Consider the following 17,698-nt stretch of genomic DNA (forward strand, 5'->3'; position numbering starts at 1 on the left):
CTAAATTTGTTTGCAAAGATTACAAGGAACAAATCAAACAAGATTCATCAGTTTCTTCTTCAGCTACTGCAGCGAGCTTGTCCTGCCAACTTTTTGAAGAAATTGATTTCATCTTTTGTTTTGCACTCTGCTTAATGGCTTCGGATCGAGCTTCTAGTTCGTCTAAGCTTTCACCCTGAGACCAGGTATAACGCGTACCTGTCTCAGGATCAAATTTTTCATATTTTTTAGCTTCTTTAAATAACTCAGGATGACGCTCCTTAAGGCCAACCCATTCGGATTTACGTTGAAAAAAGCAAAAATAACAGCCAGATCGACTACGCCATTCATAATAAGCGGGAATGCCAAGACCTGAGTCATTCAAAATACGCATAATATCGGCATAGACAAGGCCTTCCTCTTTAAAAGGGAATACCGCTTTAATGTTGGGCTTAGTACTAATATACCCTTCTCGATCTTCATCAGCCCGAATTCCCACGTAACTAATCACTTCATCATTCCCTACAAACTCTTCAAATGGTCTAATCTTAAGTTCGCGTGTGCACCACCGGGTATTGGGTGAAGGAAGAAAGTTGTTATACTGAGTTTTAAGAAGGTGATCAAAAGTACGCGTCGCGTTGATTCGGGCAATGGGTTTGCCTAGATAGGCTTCCAATTTATCCAGGTATTCATAGGTTTCAGGAAGCTCAGCACCGGTATCGGTAAAAAAATATTCCATATCTGGTACTTTATCTCGCATAAAAATTGCCAGCGCTGAACTATCCTTACCGCCTGAAAGACCGAGTACATGACGTATTCGTTTGTCGCTCATGAATTCCTCCCTTTTTCAGTTATAGCTTGTGACTCAGCTTCAATATTTTTCTGAATAACGACATGCTCTTCAAAAAGTTGAGCCAGAAGTGCTAAGCGAAGCTCTTCAGATGGCAAATCTCTCAATATTTGGTGAACAGTTGCTAGTTTCTCACTGATAGCTTTTTTCTTAGATTCATCTAGAGTAACAATGACATCATGATCATTGCCACCCTGTCGCACTGTGCGCAGCATGACAACTTCTATCTGATTATTTGAGGAGATTGCCTTATCTTCATAATGAAGGCGAAGCCGCTCCAGATCCCGTAAGCGTTTTGAAAACTCAACAAGCCGGTAATCAACAATATTGATGTCTTCATCTATCCATTTTTCAGGGGGCTTGCGAGCGATGAAAGTTGCTAAGCTATTTAACCAATGTCCATCATCACCATAAGGATCAGCTAAGCGCCCCAAAAAGGCTTTTAGTCCATGTGTATCTATCGTATAAGTTTGAAGTAGTCCATAACGGCCGCGAAGTCGTTCTCTTAGTTCTGAAAGCGATGTCTTCTCATTTTCACAAAATGTACGCTTCAGTAAAGACTGAAACTCTGCTAGCAGTTTATGGTAAGCAACACGAAATTCAGCGAATACTGTTTTTAATTCTTTTGAGAATTCATCAAGAAATTCGGCTGTTGTGCCCGAATTAATTGGCTCAAAGCCACAAGCAATCGGTAAATCTTGAAATAGCAGTTTCGTCGGGGATTTTGCTGAGAAGAAGTGTTCTCTTACTTTCTGTGCTTTTTCTGAGACACGTTTAGTACGTTTAGTATAGTCTGGTAAATTAACCATAAATCGAGATAATGGCTTGACTACCGCCATCATGTTGACTGTTTCAGGTTCATCAAGCGTAATAGCTTGAGCGTATTTCTTGAAAAGTTGATTTCTTAGATGATCAATTCTAAAGCGCTGAATGGAGAACAACTCAGGTGATTTTAGGATTTTTTCTAACAATTCTTGCGTGAGGAATGGTGAATAATAACCATTCTCATAGATTGCAATTTCGTCTTTATAAATCAAGCAAGCCGCAAGAAAAAATACTGGAAGCACGCCAGCCTTAATACCATAAGGTGGGTTCATGAGTTCGTCATAAAATTGTGCAACTGTCAATGGAACTTGTTCTGTCCGATTCAGAAAATCCTCAATCACCTGCCAAAGCAGTTGTACGTCTCCCTCGGCTGCATCGTTCGATCTAGGTGCTACGAACCGCCAGCCTTGATCTGTTTGAGTATGAAGACCTGTTGATCGCAAAATAGAACGATAGATAGCTTTTTCTGGTGGAAATTTTTCAATCCCAAGATCTTCAGCACCTTCGTTTTCCAGCATAGCTAGTAGCAATTTTTTTCGACCTGCCATTGCACTTGCAGAAGGTTTCTCACGATTAATTAACTCATTATGAAGATAAGGTGTTTTTGTATAATTACTTTTTAAAATCGAGGATAACAATTCTTGTAATTCACGCTTATTATCGAGTTGGTGGTATTTTGCATTCCAGTACCAAGCAGAGCGATTAGGCTCTTCCAGAACCCTTGAAATTGCTTGCCGTTCATTTCTAATCGCAGCACTCAGCCGATCTTTAAGCTCACGTTGTGCAATTGGATCAGATGCTAGTTCGGGACTACTTCGTTGTATTTTTTGTAGCGCAATTACCTCAAGTAATAATTCCCGCATTGTGGTGGCCGAATCAATGATGGCCCCAACTACGAGCGAATGTCCAAGGTTGCTCAGATGCTGTTGGAAAATTACTTTATCTTCTCCTGTTTCTGACAGGCAAAGATACATAATGGGCTCGCTAGTCAGTTTTAGCTGCCCTAAATTTAATCTATCAATAAATATGGGCTTAAAGTATCGCAAGGTTCCGGTTTCAATACTGTACCGCCTTGCGACCACTGGCTGTAATGGCTTTCTATCGTTGAGTAATTCTGCAAGCTGAATGTTAGCCATTTGGTTCTTTTGTTCTTGCACAGAGGCTTCAAGATCGAAGTCGCTGCCTTGCCAGACGCGATACTCTCCACTGTATTTTCGATAAGTGATAATAGATTTTTTTTGCAATGACTCAAGCGCATGCTTAAAAGCATGTTCATCACCTTTTCCACATAGAGAAATGATTTCCTTTGAGGCCTTTAAGCCACCTTGTGCCCCTACAATATTGAAGAGACCGATTGTTTTAAGTAATTGAATCTCCTGAGTAGTTGCATCTCCTAGACGTTCTAGCGCAGTCACTACTTCCGCCCAACGACGGTGAGTCGCGTGATCCGTAGTCAATCCAGGTTGATTTAGAATGAAATACTCATAAATATCCCAAGGCATAATCCAAGGGAGCTCTCTGTTCTGAATGATTTCAAGGTTACTTAGGGCCTCATTAAATCCATGAGGTTCTTGACTACCTAAATAAGTAAATAAAGTACGTTCATTTTGTGCTACTTTCTGGCATAAAGTAGGTAATAGTAAAGCAGTCAACGGATGTAAAGGATAGCATTTGCTAAATAAATCATTCGCAATGGTTGCATTCATTCCAGCAGGTAGCGCATTTGCTTCTACTAATGAAGTCACAATGCGATTACATTCTGCAGTTTTATCAGCATTCACCTCATCCATAAAATTTGGGGTGAGTGTTGCAGAAAGAATACGCAGGATCTGTTCTGTTGATTCTAGAAATGCAACACTTTCAAATCTACCTTGTACTTTTTTCCACTCATTCTTAAGCTGTTCACCCAGCCCTTTAAAATGCTGGTCAAAAGCCTGGTGTAACAAAACTATAAAATGCAATGGGATTGGATTTGGTTTGTGTGCAGATTCTGCAATAGCTTGTAGCAAAAAGATGTCGCTAGTATTGTAATGTCTAGCATTAAATTCTAGGAATTTACCTAGCTCATCAATGATAATAAGAATACCTGCTCCACCTGCGCGATGAACAGATCGTTGAAGCTCAGCAATGTGTTCGATAATGTCTGAGGTTGTAATAAATTCAGATTGTAATAAGGCTTCTAATCCTTTAACCACATTAGGTACTGGACCGCGTCTACTGCCAAGAAAAATTCGAGCACCTGCGAGCGTTGCTTTTATGAGTCTTTTCCCTAACGACTCAGGGCTGCCAGTTAAATTTATGCAGCAATAGCCTCGGGTATTATTAAGAGTTTTATCAAATTTCTGAGCTAGATTTAAATCTGCATTCCTTAACACTTCTCTTGCGTGTTTTGAGCTCGCTGTACCAGGTTCACTTAATAACTGATCAAGAAATAATCCAAAAGCAGATTTACCAGAGCCGTAAGGTCCGATTAATGCCCAAGAACGAGGAGTTTCGTTTTTATTAATTGTCTCAGCAATACGCGCTAGCGTTTGAATAGCACGACTTGTTGGAATATAAGGATGAACATTGTTGCTATCAGAGTCCCGTTCAAGATTGATCGACCGCATGTAATTGGTATTAATTTTTATAAAATCTGCAAGTTTCATGCAACAACCTCCCCCAGTCGAGAGTTACGATTTTCGTTATAGTATTTAGCTAATACATCCACAAATTGTATATCTTTAAGTTTATAAAGCTGATGTATTCCCGCTGTTTCTCTTAGTTCGAAATAGCCAGGCAACCATGCAATCATCTCTTCTAATTTAGCTATCAACCCTTCGTCATTTAACCTAAATACGGCTCCAGGCGCTGCATGAATACCATCACTCATCATTAGCTGCTCAACGCGCAGACTGGATATTTGAGTAGCTCCAAAAATCTCCAGGACTGAATAACTAAAAGGTGCAATTGGAAGATTCCAACGATTTTCTAGCTTGGATTCATGATATTTCGTATCACTGATTTCATTAATCAATCCAAGCATTGAGAGCGGAGAGTCCAGGCCTTCTTCAATTGGAGTTGTTCTATAGTCAATCGTAGGCTCATACATCCGTAATAACAAAGCAATGTCACTTTTTAACGTATTAGTCGAAGTTCTAGCACCTAATTGTTCGCTTACAAATTCATGTAACGCATCGCACAACTCTTTCTGTGTAAATTCGGGTTTATGAAAATGATTAAAAAACCAAAAAAAGGAAGTTGCGTTACTTGCATTTGAAGCAATTAACCAGTGTACCAGCCAGATGGTCGCATCGTCTTCTAAATAAGGATCATAACCATTTTTTTTATTAAATATTAGCTCCCCTACTTCTGAGGGTTTTAGAGAATTTTCATCAACCTCTAAAATTTGGCTTGCTATCAGCCAATAACGTATAGCATGAACCATATTCTTGCCCACGCCCAGAATAACTGTCGCATCATCACTCTCAAATACATTCTTATTTCGATTCCATTCATGAAACCCTTTTGTTAACCAACCAAATCGGAGAGCAAAGGTTTCGTGTCGACCAAAAGACACGGATACTTTATTTAGTGGTTTCATCTTCAGTTTCCCTCGCTTGGCGTTCTTCAAAATTTAGTGCCAGTTGAGTCGTATTCGTTAGGTAATTTTCAGCGGATTGAACAAACCAGTCTTTTAAGGTAAGCCCGTTCTGTCTTAAAGCAGAATATAAAGCTTTCTTCAGTGTTGGATCCATCTCGATTACCACGCGACCACTTGCTCCGATACTCATCTAATCCTCTATGTAATATAACTTATGTAACATTACAAATGATGCGCGAATATTTAAGTATCGTAAAGGTTTATTTTTTTCGATAACTAACCACAGAAAAATTTCTCTGTTTTTTATCATTTAAGACTGAATAGATCTTCCAGCACGGCAACAAATCTCATTCGCCAACACAGACTCCTCAGCCATCTTCAGGTTGATTTTTGTGGGTAATGCATCTTTAATAGAGAGAGCTGCCAGTGATACCTATTGTGGCGTGATTACTTTATGAGCCAGCCAGGATATTCTTTATGGGCAGGCTACGTTCTAAAACCGCTTCGAGCTCGGATGCACATGCAGAAAGCTCACTACCAAGGAGGTTATATGGCTAAGCACGACGGTCATCATGAGCACAAACTCAATGAACATGAAGCATCATCCGTACCCTCAGCGGACAGCGATAGAATCTACACCTGCCCCATGCATCCCGAAGTCCGGCAGAATGGGCCCGGGAACTGCCCCATTTGCGGGATGGCGCTGGAACCCGAAACCGCAACAGTCGAGGAGGAAGAGAATCCTGAGCTGACTGATATGCGTAAGCGGTTTTGGGTCGGGTTGGTTTTGACGCTGCCCGTTTTCGTATTGGAGATGGGCGCTCATTTCATCGATCTGAGCCGCTATCTCAGTCACACCCTATCCAATTGGATACAACTGGTTTTGGCCACACCCGTGGTGCTTTGGGCGGGAAAACCCTTTTTCGAGCGGGGCTGGCTTTCGTTGAAAACACGCAGGCTGAATATGTTTACTCTGATTGCCATGGGCACAGGGGTAGCATGGCTATACAGTATGGTGGCTGCACTTGCGCCAGGTATCTTTCCCGCCGCTTTGCAGCATGCGGACGGCACGGTAGCCGTCTATTTCGAGGCCGCCGCGGTCATTACGGTGCTCGTTCTATTGGGGCAGGTGCTCGAACTCAAAGCGCGCGAACAGACGGGGGGCGCAATCCGTGCCTTGCTCGAGCTCGCGCCAAAAACAGCACGCCGGATCAGCGAACAGGGTGAAGAAGATGTTCCGCTGGAGAACATTCATGTGGGAGATCTATTGCGCGTTCGGCCAGGTGAAAAAATTCCCCTCGATGGAGTCGTGACCGAGGGCCGCAGCGCAGTGGACGAATCGATGGTCACAGGTGAATCGATGCCTGTTAAAAAAGAACCCGACAGCAAGGTGATTGGCGGCACCATGAACCAAACCGGCAGCTTCGTGATGAAAGCCGAGCGTGTCGGCAAGGACACCATGCTTTCGCAAATCGTGCATATGGTGGCCGAAGCGCAACGCAGCCGTGCACCGATTCAAAGGCTGGCGGATATCGTTTCCGCTTGGTTCGTACCCACGGTGATACTTGTAGCCTTGCTGGCTTTCATTGTCTGGGCCCTCATTGGACCGGAACCTCCTCTCAGCTACGCGCTGGTTGCTGCGGTCAGCGTTCTGATCATCGCCTGCCCCTGTGCCTTGGGTCTGGCCACACCCATGTCGATCATGGTGGGGGTCGGCAAAGGGGCTCAAGCTGGCGTGCTCATCAAAAATGCCGAAGCGCTGGAGCACATGGAGAAAGTTGATACCTTGGTTATCGACAAGACCGGCACGCTCACCGAAGGCAAGCCGACTGTCACCCAGATTGTCGCAGTGGAAGGATATACCGAAGAGGCACTGCTGACGCTCGCCGCCTCGCTGGAACTGGGGAGCGAGCACCCGCTGGCCCATGCCATCGTCACAGCAGCGAAAGAGAAGGCGCTCGCGCTCTCACCGGCTGAAGATTTTGACTCACCGACGGGTAAAGGGGTGATCGGAAAAATAGCAGGACAGCCTGTCGCGTTGGGCAACACCATGCTAATGGATGAACGATCCATCGATGTTTCATCGCTCATGGATAAAGCCGATACACTGCGCAGCGAAGGAGCAACCGTCATATTCATTGCGGTGGACAATAGGCCTGCCGGACTGTTGGCTATCGCCGACCCGATCAAGGCAACGACACCCCAAGCCATCGAAGCGTTGCAGCGGCAGGGTATTCATATCGTAATGTTGACCGGTGACAATCAACGAACTGCCGAGGCCGTTGCCAAAAAACTCTCGATCACGGAGGTCGAAGCGGAGATACTTCCAGAAGACAAAGGCAAAATCGTTAAAAAACTGCGCGAAGCAGGCCGCGTCGTCGCCATGGCCGGTGACGGCACCAACGATGCACCGGCATTAGCAGCAGCGGATGTGGGTATCGCCATGGGGACTGGCACGGATGTAGCGATGGAAAGCGCAGGAATCACCCTGCTCAAGGGTGATCTGACAGGTATCGTTCGTGCCCGCAAGTTGTCTGTGGCAACGATGCGCAATATCCGGCAAAACCTGTTTTTCGCATTCGTCTACAATGCGGCGGGCGTACCCGTGGCTGCAGGGGCACTCTACCCGTTTTACGGCATCCTGCTTTCCCCGATTTTTGCTGCTGCAGCCATGTCGCTCTCGTCGGTCAGCGTCATCGGCAATGCCCTGAGATTACGGCTCACGGCGCTGAAGTAGGTCGCCAATAGAGACGACTTGCAGGTGGTCATATTGGCTACTTTATCTTGACGGCATCGATAAACCGTTCGCGCAAACCCGGAATTTGTTTGCTATGGGTAATCAGCACGACTTCGTCGTCATTTTTTACTTTCATGTCTTCATCGGGGAGAATGAAATTGCCGCCTCGATAAATACACATTAAACGGGTATCGTCTGGCAGTTCCAAAGCGGAAACCGGCCCTGCCTGGTTTTCATTCACGACGAAGGAAAATACCCTGGCCTCGCCTTTTATAATGGACGACAACTCGAGGATATCTTGACCTTCTACCATGTCCGCCAGAAAACGGCCAATGGTGCGCGCGGGCACGATAATATTTTCCAGCCCTAACTCAATGGCAATATGTTCGAACTCGGGGTCCTCGATTTTCGTGATGACTCTAGGGCAGCCAAGTGAACGCGCTACTAAGCTTGCCAGAATATTCGCCTGATCATTCGATGTCATGCAAAAAATAGCGTGTGTGGTCGAGGCGTCTATTTCGCGCAAAATATCCGGCCGCGTGCCATCTCCCAATACGAAGCCGCAATCAAGCTGATCGGTAAGACTGTCGATGCGATCCTTGTCTTTGTCTATAACGATGACATCGTGTCCTCGCTGCGCCAGTTGCCGGGCTGTGGCCACAGCTGTCGCGCTTGCACCTATAAAGGCCAGTTTCATCAGACGCTCCTTAATTTGATCCAGGTTGCAGGGTAGAGTAATACCAAAAGCGCAATAATCTCAAGCCGCCCAAGCAGCATATCCACACAAAGTACCGCTTTGAGAAAAGCGGGTAAATCGGAATCTGTGATGCCACTCGACAAACCAACCGTGCCTACTGCGGATACCACTTCGAACAAGGCGCCCAATGGATCATACCCTGCGATCACAAATGCGAGCCAAGATAAAAAAATGACCGCGATAAACAGCAGAATGAGTAACAATGCTCGGATGATTTCGTCCTCTCCGAGGGGCTCTTTACCCAATTTTGATTCGATGACCGCATGCTGCACCACGGCAATGCGCTGCATGCTTAGCTTCATTAAGCTTAAAAAGATGAGCATACGCAACAATTTAATTCCGCCTGCCGTCGAACCCAGCGAGCCACCAGTAAACATCAAAAGTATCAATATCAGCAACACACCTCCCCCCAATTCAGCCAGGGGCAAGCTAGCAAAACCAGCTGTGCTTTGCGCAGAAATGGCCAGCAATGGGGCATGCAGCAACGCTTCAGACCATGGCATGTTGAGCTGCAAAGTAAACAGCATACCCAGCACAAAGCTGGCGATTGAAACCAATATCAGCAAGGCGCGAAGCTGGGGGTCGGCCATAAAGCTCCGCCAATCAAGCCGCCGCACATGCTGGTAGAGAAGAAGCGGTAGCGCGCCAAATACACAGCCTACCATGACGGCAACCATGCCAACCGTATTGTTAAAGCCAGCCAAGCTATCGTTATAGCCGGAAAACCCGCCGGTAGAAACGGCAGCAAACGCATGCGTGATCGCGACAAAGAAATTGCCTTGCGTCGCCCATATCAGTGCTGTTATGCATGCGGTCAGGATAAGATAGATTTTTAAAATAGTTTGCGCATAGGCCTGCGTGGAACTCACCAAATCTTCGCTTTCATCCAGATGAATCAAGCGTTTGGCAGCCATGCCCGGTCGTAGCAGCAGAGCGACCGTCAGCACAACGATCCCCAGCCCGCCAATCCACTGCAAATAAGCGCGGGAAAAAATAAAGGTTGCAGACATCGACTCGAGCGCTGAAACAGTAGTCAGCCCCGTGGTGGTCACGGCTGAAATCGCTTCAAATAACGCGTCCACAAAACCCAATCCTTCCCCGGTAAATGGAATGGTCATCATGAGCGGGGTGAGGATAAAAATCAGACTGGTAATCACCAAGCCTTCATTGATCTGAATATCCGTTGGCGTATCCAGACGGGAAAAAACAAATCCACAAGCAAACAGAATCAGCTCAACGATCAGATAACGGAGGGTAATCTCAAAGTCGTGAAAATAAAGAGAAACCAAAGTCGGGATCAGTATCAACCAACCCAATACCCCCAGTAACTGGCCGGTGAATTTTGCTACGACCTCGATTCTTGCCGTTCTTTGCAGGGGCGCAAGCTTACGATCGAGAAGCATGGGCTAATCCATCATATCGGCTTGATTATGATGGAAGCCGCTGCTCAATCTTCCCTGCGCAATTGTGGAAACAAAATAACATCTCGAATACTGGGACTGTCCGTCAGCAGCATAATCAACCGATCGATGCCGATTCCTTCTCCTGCAGTCGGTGGCAAACCATATTCCAGCGCACGAATGTAGTCGGCATCGTAATGCATGGCTTCGGCGTCCCCCGCTTCTTTGGCCTTGGCTTGCTCGAGAAAACGCGCGGCCTGATCTTCCGGATCGTTCAATTCCGAAAAACCGTTGGCAATTTCACGCCCCGCAATATAAAGCTCGAAACGATCGGTGATGTCCGGGTTGTGGTCATTGCGGCGCGCCAAAGGAGACACCTCTGCCGGATAATCGATGATGAATGTCGGTTCAAATAAAAGATGCTCGGTAGTATCGTCGAACAAGGAAAGTTGTAATCCCCCAACACCATCGTGCGCGTTATAGGCAATGCCGAGCGTTTGCAGTTTATTGATAAGAAAATTGCGATCACTGAGCTGCTCGGTCGTATATTCGGGGTGATGCTTTTGGATAGCCTGCGTGATGGTCAAACGCGCAAAGGGCTGCGACAAATCGATTTCCCGTTCCTGATAGGTCATTTTGCTGGTACCGAGCACTGTTGTCGCGACTTCGCGCAGCATCGACTCCGTCAAATCCATCAGATAGCGATAGTCTTGATAGGCTTCGTAGAATTCCAGCATAGTGAATTCAGGGTTATGCCGGGTCGAGATGCCTTCATTTCTAAAATTCCGGTTGATCTCGAAAACCTTCTCCATCCCGCCCACGACGAGCCGCTTCAGATAGAGCTCCGGCGCAATGCGCAAATAAAGCGCCATGTCCAGTGCGTTATGGTGCGTGGTAAAAGGTCTGGCTGCTGCTCCCCCTGGAATGACATGCATCATAGGTGTTTCTACTTCGAGATACTGCCGCGCGACAAAAAACTCGCGAATGGCCTGAATCACCTTGGAGCGGACAGTAAACACCCTACGGGCTTCTTCATTGGTCATCAGGTCGAGATAACGCTGCCGGTATTTTTGCTCTTGATCGGCCAATCCGTGGAATTTCTCAGGCAGGGGCCGCAGAGATTTCGTCAGCAATCGCAAATGGGTAACGCGCACAGACAATTCATCTGTCTTGGTTTTGAACAATACGCCCTCGGCACCCATAATATCGCCTAAATCGTAATGCTTGAAAGCTTCGTGCGCTGCCTGACCCGTGTGATCATTGGAAACATAGAGCTGGATTCGCCCGCTCATGTCTTGCAATGCGGCAAAGCTTGCCTTGCCCATGACGCGCTTGAACATCATGCGCCCTGCAACCTTGACAATGATCTCCGCTTGCTCCAAGGCTTCTTTGCTGTACGCGTTATAGCGTTGATGTAATTCAGCAGCGAGGCTATCACGGCGGAAATCATTTGGGAAAGCATTGCCGCTCTGGCGCATTTCAGTCAGCTTGCCGCGCCGCTCGGCAATGATGTGGTTCTCGTCTTGGGAAATGGCGGGTGAAGTCTCTTGAGTCATAAAAATTGGCTTTATTAATATTGTATTCAGATTGGTTCTACGCTGTAGTAGCGCACGTGCATTTTCTTCACGGATTTAATTCTCGTCTTCCCTGGGCAAACGCCCTTTATAATATGGCGTGTATTATAGTTCTTTTGACGATTGCATTCCCAAACCATTTAGAAAGATAAATTTGTGAGCACACTACCCACTTCTACCCATTTCATTCGCAACATCATCGACGAGGATAACCGCACCGGCAAATGGGGCGGACGCGTCGAAACACGTTTCCCGCCAGAACCGAATGGCTACCTGCATATCGGCCACGCCAAAAGCATTTGCCTCAATTTTGGATTGGCTCGGGATTATGGCGGAACCTGCCATCTCCGTTTCGACGATACCAATCCGGAGAAAGAAGCGCAAGAATACGTAGACGCTATCTGTGACTCAGTCAGGTGGCTGGGTTTTGATTGGGGATCGCACATTTACTATGCATCGGATTACTTCGAGAAACTGTATGAGTTTGCCGAATATCTGATTAAAAAGGGCAAAGCGTACGTCGATAGCCTATCCGCGGAGGAAATTCGGGAATTCCGTGGCACGCTCAATCAACCCGGCAAAAATAGCCCCTACCGTGATCGCACCGTCGAAGAAAATCTCGATTTGTTCCGGCGTATGCGTGCCGGAGAATTTCCCGATGGCGCCCATGTTCTACGCGCCAAGATCGACATGACTTCACCCAACATCAATATGCGTGATCCGGTCATATACCGTATTCGCCGTATCCATCACCAGCGCACAGGCGACAAGTGGTGTATCTATCCGATGTACGATTACACGCATTGTATTTCGGATGCGTTGGAGTGCATTACACACTCGCTCTGCACACTGGAGTTCGAAGACCATCGTCCCTTGTATGATTGGGTGCTGAATCAACTGGAAGGCCAAGTACCGTGCCATCCCCAGCAAATCGAGTTTGCCCGTTTGAACCTCACCTTCTGCGTGATGAGCAAACGCAAATTGATCGAGCTCGTTGAAGGTCGTTTTGTCGACGGATGGGACGACCCCCGCATGAATACTTTGGCAGGTGTGCGTCGCCGCGGATTTACGCCTGAGTCGATTCGCTTGTTTGCCGAACGCATTGGCATCAGCAAAGCAGATTCGTGGATCGACATGACGATTTTAGAAGATTGCCTGAGAGAAGATCTCAACGAGCACGCATTACGGCGTATCGCGGTATTAAAACCACTCAAGCTGGTCATTGACAATTTTCCGGAAGATTTGGAAGAAGAATGCTATGCGCCCAATCACCCCCAAAAACCAGAGTGGGGTAAACGCGTACTGCCGCTTACCAAAACCGTTTATATCGAGCGGGACGATTTCATGGAAGTCCCTAGTAAAGGTTATTTCCGGCTGTCGCCCGGGGCAGAAGTGCGCTTACGCTACGCCTACATCATAAAATGTGTTTCGGTTGTCAAGAATGACCAAGGTGAAATTGAAGAAATTCACTGCACTTACGATCCCGAAACCAAAAGCGGGACAGCCGGTGCCGATACCCGCAAGGTCAAGGGAAATATACACTGGCTATCCACCAAACATGCGCAATCGGTAGAAGTGAGAATCTACGACCGCCTCTTCAATCATCCCTATCCGGATACTGGCGATAAAGACTTCAAGGCCTATTTGAACCCCCATTCCAAGCAAATGACAACCGCTCACGTGGAGCCTTCTCTTCTTGAAGCAGAAGCCGAACAACGTTTTCAGTTTGAGCGCCACGGCTATTTCGTGGCGGATCGCGTTGAAACTCAGCCCGGGAAACCGGTATTCAATCGGGCAGTGACTTTGCGTGACACGTGGGGAAAAATAACGAAGGGCGCATAGATGATACTCGGCAGTTGGTGGTTAGGCTCAATCAATCAGGTAATTCATACTAATTTGCGAGCCAATACAGCAAATTGTGATATCGTCGTATTCGCGAGTGTTACTTCAAGGCGCACCCAGCGGCAAACGGGTGCAATTAACAATATTGATAACTAGGAGAGCTCAATGAAAAAAGCAGTTGCTTCGTTGTTTATGGTTTTCGCATTCTTTTTCTTGTTACCGAACATGGCGATGGCCAATAATTACCCTATAAAAGTTGGTGAGAAACTGGCTAATGGTGTGGCCAATGCAGTGACGGGCGTAGTTGAAATACCTAAAACCATGATGATCACCGGCAGAAAGAAAGGCGCCACCTATGGTATGACTGCTGGATTTTTTATTGGAATTGTCCACACGATAGGAAGATCCCTGACCGGAGCACTGGATATCGCCACTTTTCTCGTCCCGACCACACCGATCATAAATCCAGCGTATGTCTGGGATGATTTCGATAGAGAAACGACATACCAGACTTGGCAAATGCGTTAGTCGTCATCATAATTTTTCCAGAATCGCCCTTCCAGGAAGATTCTGGAAAAAATTCGCTAATCTTTACTCTCATAATGAATAGCCGCAATCCTGCCCGAGCGGCTATTCACCATGTTGCCGTAATGCCCACTGCACGTGCTCTCGCACCAAGGGGGAAGGATCAAGGCTGCGTGCCTGCAGTGCTTCAATAACGGCAGGCGATGTCGGCGCGTTACCTAACCCAACGGCGAGGTTGCGCAGCCATTGTTCATAACCAATTCTCCGAATGGGGCTACCTGCAAGCTTCGATTCGAATTCTTGCTCACTCCAGTTAAAAAGCTCGATCAATGACACATCGTCTAGCCCATGGCGCACGGCAAAATCTGCTTCTTGCGTCACTTTAGCGAACTTATTCCAAGGGCAGACCAATTGGCAATCGTCGCATCCATAAACTCGATTGCCGATCAAGGGGCGCAAGTCTTCCGGGATGCTGCCTTTCAGCTCAATTGTCAGATAGGAAATACAACGCCTGGCGTCAAGGCGGTAAGGACCTATGATAGCTTGAGTAGGACAGATATCGATGCAGCGCGTACAGCTCCCGCAATAATCGCCAATCGGCTCATCTACAGGCAATGGCAGATCGGTATACATTTCGCCCAGAAAAAAGTAGGAGCCCCCTTCTCTTGACAGCAATAAAGTATGCTTTCCCCGCCAGCCCAAGCCGGCCTTTTTTGCCCACTCCACCTCCATCACCGGTGCGCTATCGGAAAATACGCGATAATTGAAATGACCGATTTCGTTGGTGATATGATCTGCCAGCTTTTGTAGCCGCGCGCGCATTACTTTATGATAGTCTCGCCCCACCGCATAGCGTGAAATAAATGCTTTATCGCCATCATGGATAACTTCCCAGCTCTCTTTGGCCGCAGGTGGCTTATAATTCATGCGGACCGAGATCACGCGCAGCACGCCTGGAACAAGCTCGGACGGGCGGCTACGCTTTGTGCCGTGTTTTGCCATATAATCCATACCCCCATGAAAACCCTGCTCCAGCCATGCAAACATACCCTCTTCCGCCGATGTCATATCGGCATGCGCATCCGCGATTCGGATATCTTGAAAGCCAAGCTGCATTCCCCAGCTTTTAATCGATTGTTTTAACGAGACCATATCTCGCGATGAATTCATGGAGGTTTTCTCGTGCATAGTTCCTTTCATTCTCATTCCAACAAATCACAACCGCTCATTCTACCGCTTGCCGATGAAACAGCAACGCTTGCGCTCGGTGAAAAAATTGCAAAAATTCTACGCCCGGGCCTCGTCATTTTCTTGCGAGGCGACCTGGGAGCCGGGAAAACCACATTAACGCGCGGTATTTTGCGAGCCATGGGGCACCCAGGAAAAGTGAAGAGTCCAACCTATAATTTGGTTGAAATCTATAAATTTTCTAGGTTATACTTGTATCACTTTGATTTTTATCGTTTCGATGACCCTTTAGAGTGGGAAGAAGCGGGTTTCCGCGATTATTTTAACGCGGACACGATTTGCATCATCGAATGGCCAGAAAAAGCCGGCAAACTAATACCAGAGGCGGATATCACGATTTCTTTTCAATTTACTCAACTTGGTCGGGAAATTTGTATTCAAGCTGGAACGGAGACAGGAAAACAATGCTTACAACACTGGTAAATTCTGGAACCTCCCTAGACATCTCTAAGTGGAAACGCTATCGGGTTCTCTTGCTGGCAATTTTTTCATATCTTTCTGTCTTGATTGTATTGATCAGCGATCAGGCATTTGCCAGTCCACAGGTCACCTCTACCCGCCTCTGGGCAGGACCGGAATACACGCGGCTGACCATCGAATCCAATTCGCCCATCAAATATAGCCTTAGTGAGAATGGCAGCGCGAAGAAAATCGTCATGGCACTTGAGGGCGTATCCCTGACGCCTGCGCTGGAAAGCTTGAAGAACAAGGTCGACGCGAAAGATCCCTTTATTCGTTCAGCACGCATCGAGCGGTCCCAGTCACATAAGCTGCAACTGGTACTCGGTCTAAAAGTCAATGTCACCCCCAAGCTATTTACGCTAGAACCCATGGAGGGGTTCGGTCATCGCCTCGTGCTGGACATCTATCCTTCCACTCAGTCTGGAAGCACGCCCAAAAAAGATGACCCGCTCATGGCACTGGTTTCAGAATTCGAAAGCAGGCGAGCAATGCAGCATCAACGAAAGCCCACGCCGTCTGGCACGATCCTGACCAACTTTGACCGTAAACCCAGTTCCTCAAGAAACTACATTATTGCGATCGATGCGGGGCACGGTGGAAAAGATCCGGGCGCCATTGGTCCCAAAGGAACGCGTGAAAAGGATGTCACCCTTGCCATTGCCAGAAAACTAAAAGCGAGAATCGATAAAGAACCCAACATGAGAGCTGTTTTGATTCGCGATGGCGATTACTTCATACCCCTGACAAACCGGCGTACCAAAGCCCGCCAAGCCAACGCCGATCTGTTTATTTCGGTCCATGCCGACGCCGTGCCTAGACTCCAAGCACATGGCTCTTCTGTCTATGCCTTATCTGAAAATGGCGCCACTTCCACGACTGCGAGCTGGCTGGCTAAAAAAGAAAATGAATCTGATCTGATTGGCGGCGTCAAACTTGACGATAAAGATCATTACCTTCGGAAAACGTTGATCGATTTATCGTTAAACGCCACGATTAACGATAGCATCAAGCTCGCGAGCAACGTGCTCTCATCTATTGGCAATATCAATCACTTACACAAAAGGAATGTAGAACAGGCGGGATTCGCCGTTCTCAAGTCACCCGACATCCCTTCCATTCTGGTGGAAACCGCCTTCATTAGCAATCCAAACGAAGAAGAAAAACTCAGAAGCCAGTCTTATCAAGACAAAATGGCCGATGCCATTACTGTCGGCATCAAGCGCTATTTTGCTAACAACACCGTTCCCACCCGTACTGAACTCGCTCAAGTAGAATAAGGTGCGCGAGACAGCGCTTAGCGTCGACTGTTTGGACAAGGAAACTGCGCTTACTTTACCGATCGGTATAGTAGAGAAATATTACTATGCGGAATTAGGCAGAGCCGTTTATATGCTTCTGCATCACTGAAGAGAAAAGTTAGATACCAATTAAAGTGCGTGCAAGCCATCTCCCCTGCTATTTCAGTTTTGTTTCCTTGTATTTGACATGCTTTCGTACGACTGGGTCAAATTTCATGATCTCAAGCTTTTCAGGGTTAGCGCGTTTATTTTTTGTCGTCGTATAAAAGTGACCCGTTCCTGCTGAAGATTCGAGTTTAATTTTTTCACGCATCGAGATATCTCCTCATTCTAATTTATTAAGCCTTGATGTTTTCCTAAGCTAGACAGCCACGCCACGTGCACGCATCTTGGCAAGCACTGCATCGATTCCATTTTTATCGATCGTGCGCAATGCCGCATTGGTCAAACGCAATCTTATCCAGCGTTGCTCGCTTTCAACCCAGAATCGGCGGTGTTGTAAATTGGGAAGAAAGCGCCGCTTCGTTTTATTGTTTGCGTGGGAAACATGGTGGCCCGTCATCGGCCTTTTACCAGTAACTTCACATACTCGCGCCATGTTAGCATACTCCTAAATGT

15 protein-coding genes are annotated in these 17,698 nt (G+C 46.9%); 5 read left to right on the plus strand and 10 right to left on the minus strand.

The features are described 5' to 3' along the window. Positions 1–19: 19 nt before the first annotated feature. The 4 genes from C8R30_RS12020 to C8R30_RS12035 are packed head-to-tail and all read right to left on the minus strand — an operon-like array spanning position 20 to position 5,427. Positions 20–811, minus strand: a complete 792-nt coding sequence (locus tag C8R30_RS12020) for a phosphoadenosine phosphosulfate reductase family protein (protein WP_107790206.1) — start codon at positions 809–811, stop codon at positions 20–22. Then, positions 808–4,302: a hypothetical protein gene (locus C8R30_RS12025; RefSeq protein ID WP_107790207.1), complete on the minus strand. Its 3,495-nt coding sequence runs from the start codon at positions 4,300–4,302 to the stop codon at positions 808–810. Before C8R30_RS12025 ends, C8R30_RS12020 begins: the two co-directional genes overlap by 4 nt. Further along, complete coding sequence (locus C8R30_RS12030; protein WP_107790208.1) at positions 4,299–5,237, minus strand: DUF4007 family protein; 939 nt, start codon at positions 5,235–5,237, stop codon at positions 4,299–4,301. Before C8R30_RS12030 ends, C8R30_RS12025 begins: the two co-directional genes overlap by 4 nt. Continuing rightward, on the minus strand, positions 5,221–5,427 hold the full coding sequence (locus C8R30_RS12035) for a hypothetical protein (protein WP_107790209.1): 207 nt from the start codon (positions 5,425–5,427) through the stop codon (positions 5,221–5,223). Before C8R30_RS12035 ends, C8R30_RS12030 begins: the two co-directional genes overlap by 17 nt. Before the next feature lie 360 nt (positions 5,428–5,787). Here C8R30_RS12035 and C8R30_RS12040 point away from each other — a divergent pair, with 360 nt between their 5' ends. After that, on the plus strand, positions 5,788–7,974 hold the full coding sequence (locus C8R30_RS12040) for a copper-transporting P-type ATPase (protein ID WP_276527289.1): 2,187 nt from the start codon (positions 5,788–5,790) through the stop codon (positions 7,972–7,974). 37 nt (positions 7,975–8,011) lie between these two features. Here the strand turns inward: C8R30_RS12040 and C8R30_RS12045 are convergent, their stop codons facing one another. From C8R30_RS12045 to lysS, 3 genes are read right to left on the minus strand one after another with little or no spacing between them, the layout of a single operon-like run. Next, positions 8,012–8,671, minus strand: a complete 660-nt coding sequence (locus C8R30_RS12045; protein WP_107783522.1) for a potassium channel family protein — start codon at positions 8,669–8,671, stop codon at positions 8,012–8,014. Continuing rightward, a complete protein-coding gene (locus C8R30_RS12050; protein WP_107790210.1) occupies positions 8,671–10,134 on the minus strand; it encodes a TrkH family potassium uptake protein in 1,464 nt (487 codons plus the stop codon). Before C8R30_RS12050 ends, C8R30_RS12045 begins: the two co-directional genes overlap by 1 nt. 44 nt (positions 10,135–10,178) lie before the next feature. After that, the gene (lysS, locus tag C8R30_RS12055) at positions 10,179–11,687 is read right to left on the minus strand and encodes a lysine--tRNA ligase (protein ID WP_107790211.1); all 1,509 of its coding nucleotides are present in this window, start codon (positions 11,685–11,687) and stop codon (positions 10,179–10,181) included. A 174-nt stretch (positions 11,688–11,861) separates the two neighbouring features. On the opposite strand from lysS, the gene C8R30_RS12060 reads away from it, so the two are divergent. Together C8R30_RS12060 and C8R30_RS12065 are read left to right on the plus strand one after the other, a co-directional pair. After that, positions 11,862–13,547 carry a glutamine--tRNA ligase/YqeY domain fusion protein gene (locus C8R30_RS12060; protein ID WP_107790212.1) on the plus strand — a complete coding sequence of 562 codons (1,686 nt, stop codon included), beginning with the start codon at positions 11,862–11,864 and terminating at the stop codon, positions 13,545–13,547. A gap of 165 nt (positions 13,548–13,712) precedes the next feature. Further along, positions 13,713–14,075, plus strand: coding sequence for an exosortase system-associated protein, TIGR04073 family (locus C8R30_RS12065; protein ID WP_090671269.1), 363 nt, complete (start codon positions 13,713–13,715; stop codon positions 14,073–14,075). A 102-nt stretch (positions 14,076–14,177) separates the two neighbouring features. Here C8R30_RS12065 and queG read toward each other — a convergent pair whose 3' ends face one another. Next, positions 14,178–15,242 carry a tRNA epoxyqueuosine(34) reductase QueG gene (gene queG, locus C8R30_RS12070; protein WP_239654270.1) on the minus strand — a complete coding sequence of 355 codons (1,065 nt, stop codon included), beginning with the start codon at positions 15,240–15,242 and terminating at the stop codon, positions 14,178–14,180. Positions 15,243–15,254: 12 nt separating this feature from the next. On the opposite strand from queG, the gene tsaE reads away from it, so the two are divergent. Both tsaE and C8R30_RS12080 read left to right on the plus strand, forming a co-directional pair. Beyond that, positions 15,255–15,743: a tRNA (adenosine(37)-N6)-threonylcarbamoyltransferase complex ATPase subunit type 1 TsaE gene (gene tsaE, locus C8R30_RS12075; RefSeq protein WP_258192032.1), complete on the plus strand. Its 489-nt coding sequence runs from the start codon at positions 15,255–15,257 to the stop codon at positions 15,741–15,743. Then, complete coding sequence (locus C8R30_RS12080; protein WP_090671262.1) at positions 15,725–17,059, plus strand: N-acetylmuramoyl-L-alanine amidase; 1,335 nt, start codon at positions 15,725–15,727, stop codon at positions 17,057–17,059. The genes tsaE and C8R30_RS12080 overlap by 19 nt, the downstream gene beginning before the upstream one ends. Positions 17,060–17,237: 178 nt before the next feature. On the opposite strand, the gene rpmG is transcribed toward C8R30_RS12080, so the two are convergent. Next, positions 17,238–17,393 (minus strand): 50S ribosomal protein L33, encoded by a 156-nt coding sequence (gene rpmG, locus C8R30_RS12085; RefSeq protein WP_090671260.1) that lies wholly within the window; start codon positions 17,391–17,393, stop codon positions 17,238–17,240. Between the two features lie 48 nt (positions 17,394–17,441). Continuing rightward, on the minus strand, positions 17,442–17,678 hold the full coding sequence (gene rpmB / locus C8R30_RS12090; protein ID WP_090671258.1) for a 50S ribosomal protein L28: 237 nt from the start codon (positions 17,676–17,678) through the stop codon (positions 17,442–17,444). Positions 17,679–17,698 lie beyond the last annotated feature (20 nt).

It is taken from the genome of Nitrosomonas nitrosa (genome assembly GCF_003051105.1).
Taxonomy (GTDB): Bacteria; Pseudomonadota; Gammaproteobacteria; order Burkholderiales; family Nitrosomonadaceae; genus Nitrosomonas; species Nitrosomonas nitrosa.

Bases quoted from the DNA above. Each gene is read 5' to 3' on its own strand.
- C8R30_RS12045 (WP_107783522.1), bottom strand. From the start codon at position 8,671: ATGAAACTGGCCTTTATAGGTGCAAGCGCGACAGCTGTGGCCACAGCC.
- C8R30_RS12040 (WP_276527289.1), top strand. From the start codon at position 5,788: ATGGCTAAGCACGACGGTCATCATGAGCACAAACTCAATGAACATGAA.
- queG (WP_239654270.1), bottom strand. From the start codon at position 15,242: ATGAATTCATCGCGAGATATGGTCTCGTTAAAACAATCGATTAAAAGC.
- lysS (WP_107790211.1), bottom strand. From the start codon at position 11,687: ATGACTCAAGAGACTTCACCCGCCATTTCCCAAGACGAGAACCACATC.
- C8R30_RS12065 (WP_090671269.1), top strand. From the start codon at position 13,713: ATGAAAAAAGCAGTTGCTTCGTTGTTTATGGTTTTCGCATTCTTTTTC.
- rpmG (WP_090671260.1), bottom strand. From the start codon at position 17,393: ATGCGTGAAAAAATTAAACTCGAATCTTCAGCAGGAACGGGTCACTTT.
- C8R30_RS12080 (WP_090671262.1), top strand. From the start codon at position 15,725: ATGCTTACAACACTGGTAAATTCTGGAACCTCCCTAGACATCTCTAAG.
- C8R30_RS12020 (WP_107790206.1), bottom strand. From the start codon at position 811: ATGAGCGACAAACGAATACGTCATGTACTCGGTCTTTCAGGCGGTAAG.
- rpmB (WP_090671258.1), bottom strand. From the start codon at position 17,678: ATGGCGCGAGTATGTGAAGTTACTGGTAAAAGGCCGATGACGGGCCAC.
- C8R30_RS12035 (WP_107790209.1), bottom strand. From the start codon at position 5,427: ATGAGTATCGGAGCAAGTGGTCGCGTGGTAATCGAGATGGATCCAACA.
- C8R30_RS12050 (WP_107790210.1), bottom strand. From the start codon at position 10,134: ATGCTTCTCGATCGTAAGCTTGCGCCCCTGCAAAGAACGGCAAGAATC.
- C8R30_RS12030 (WP_107790208.1), bottom strand. From the start codon at position 5,237: ATGAAACCACTAAATAAAGTATCCGTGTCTTTTGGTCGACACGAAACC.
- C8R30_RS12025 (WP_107790207.1), bottom strand. From the start codon at position 4,302: ATGAAACTTGCAGATTTTATAAAAATTAATACCAATTACATGCGGTCG.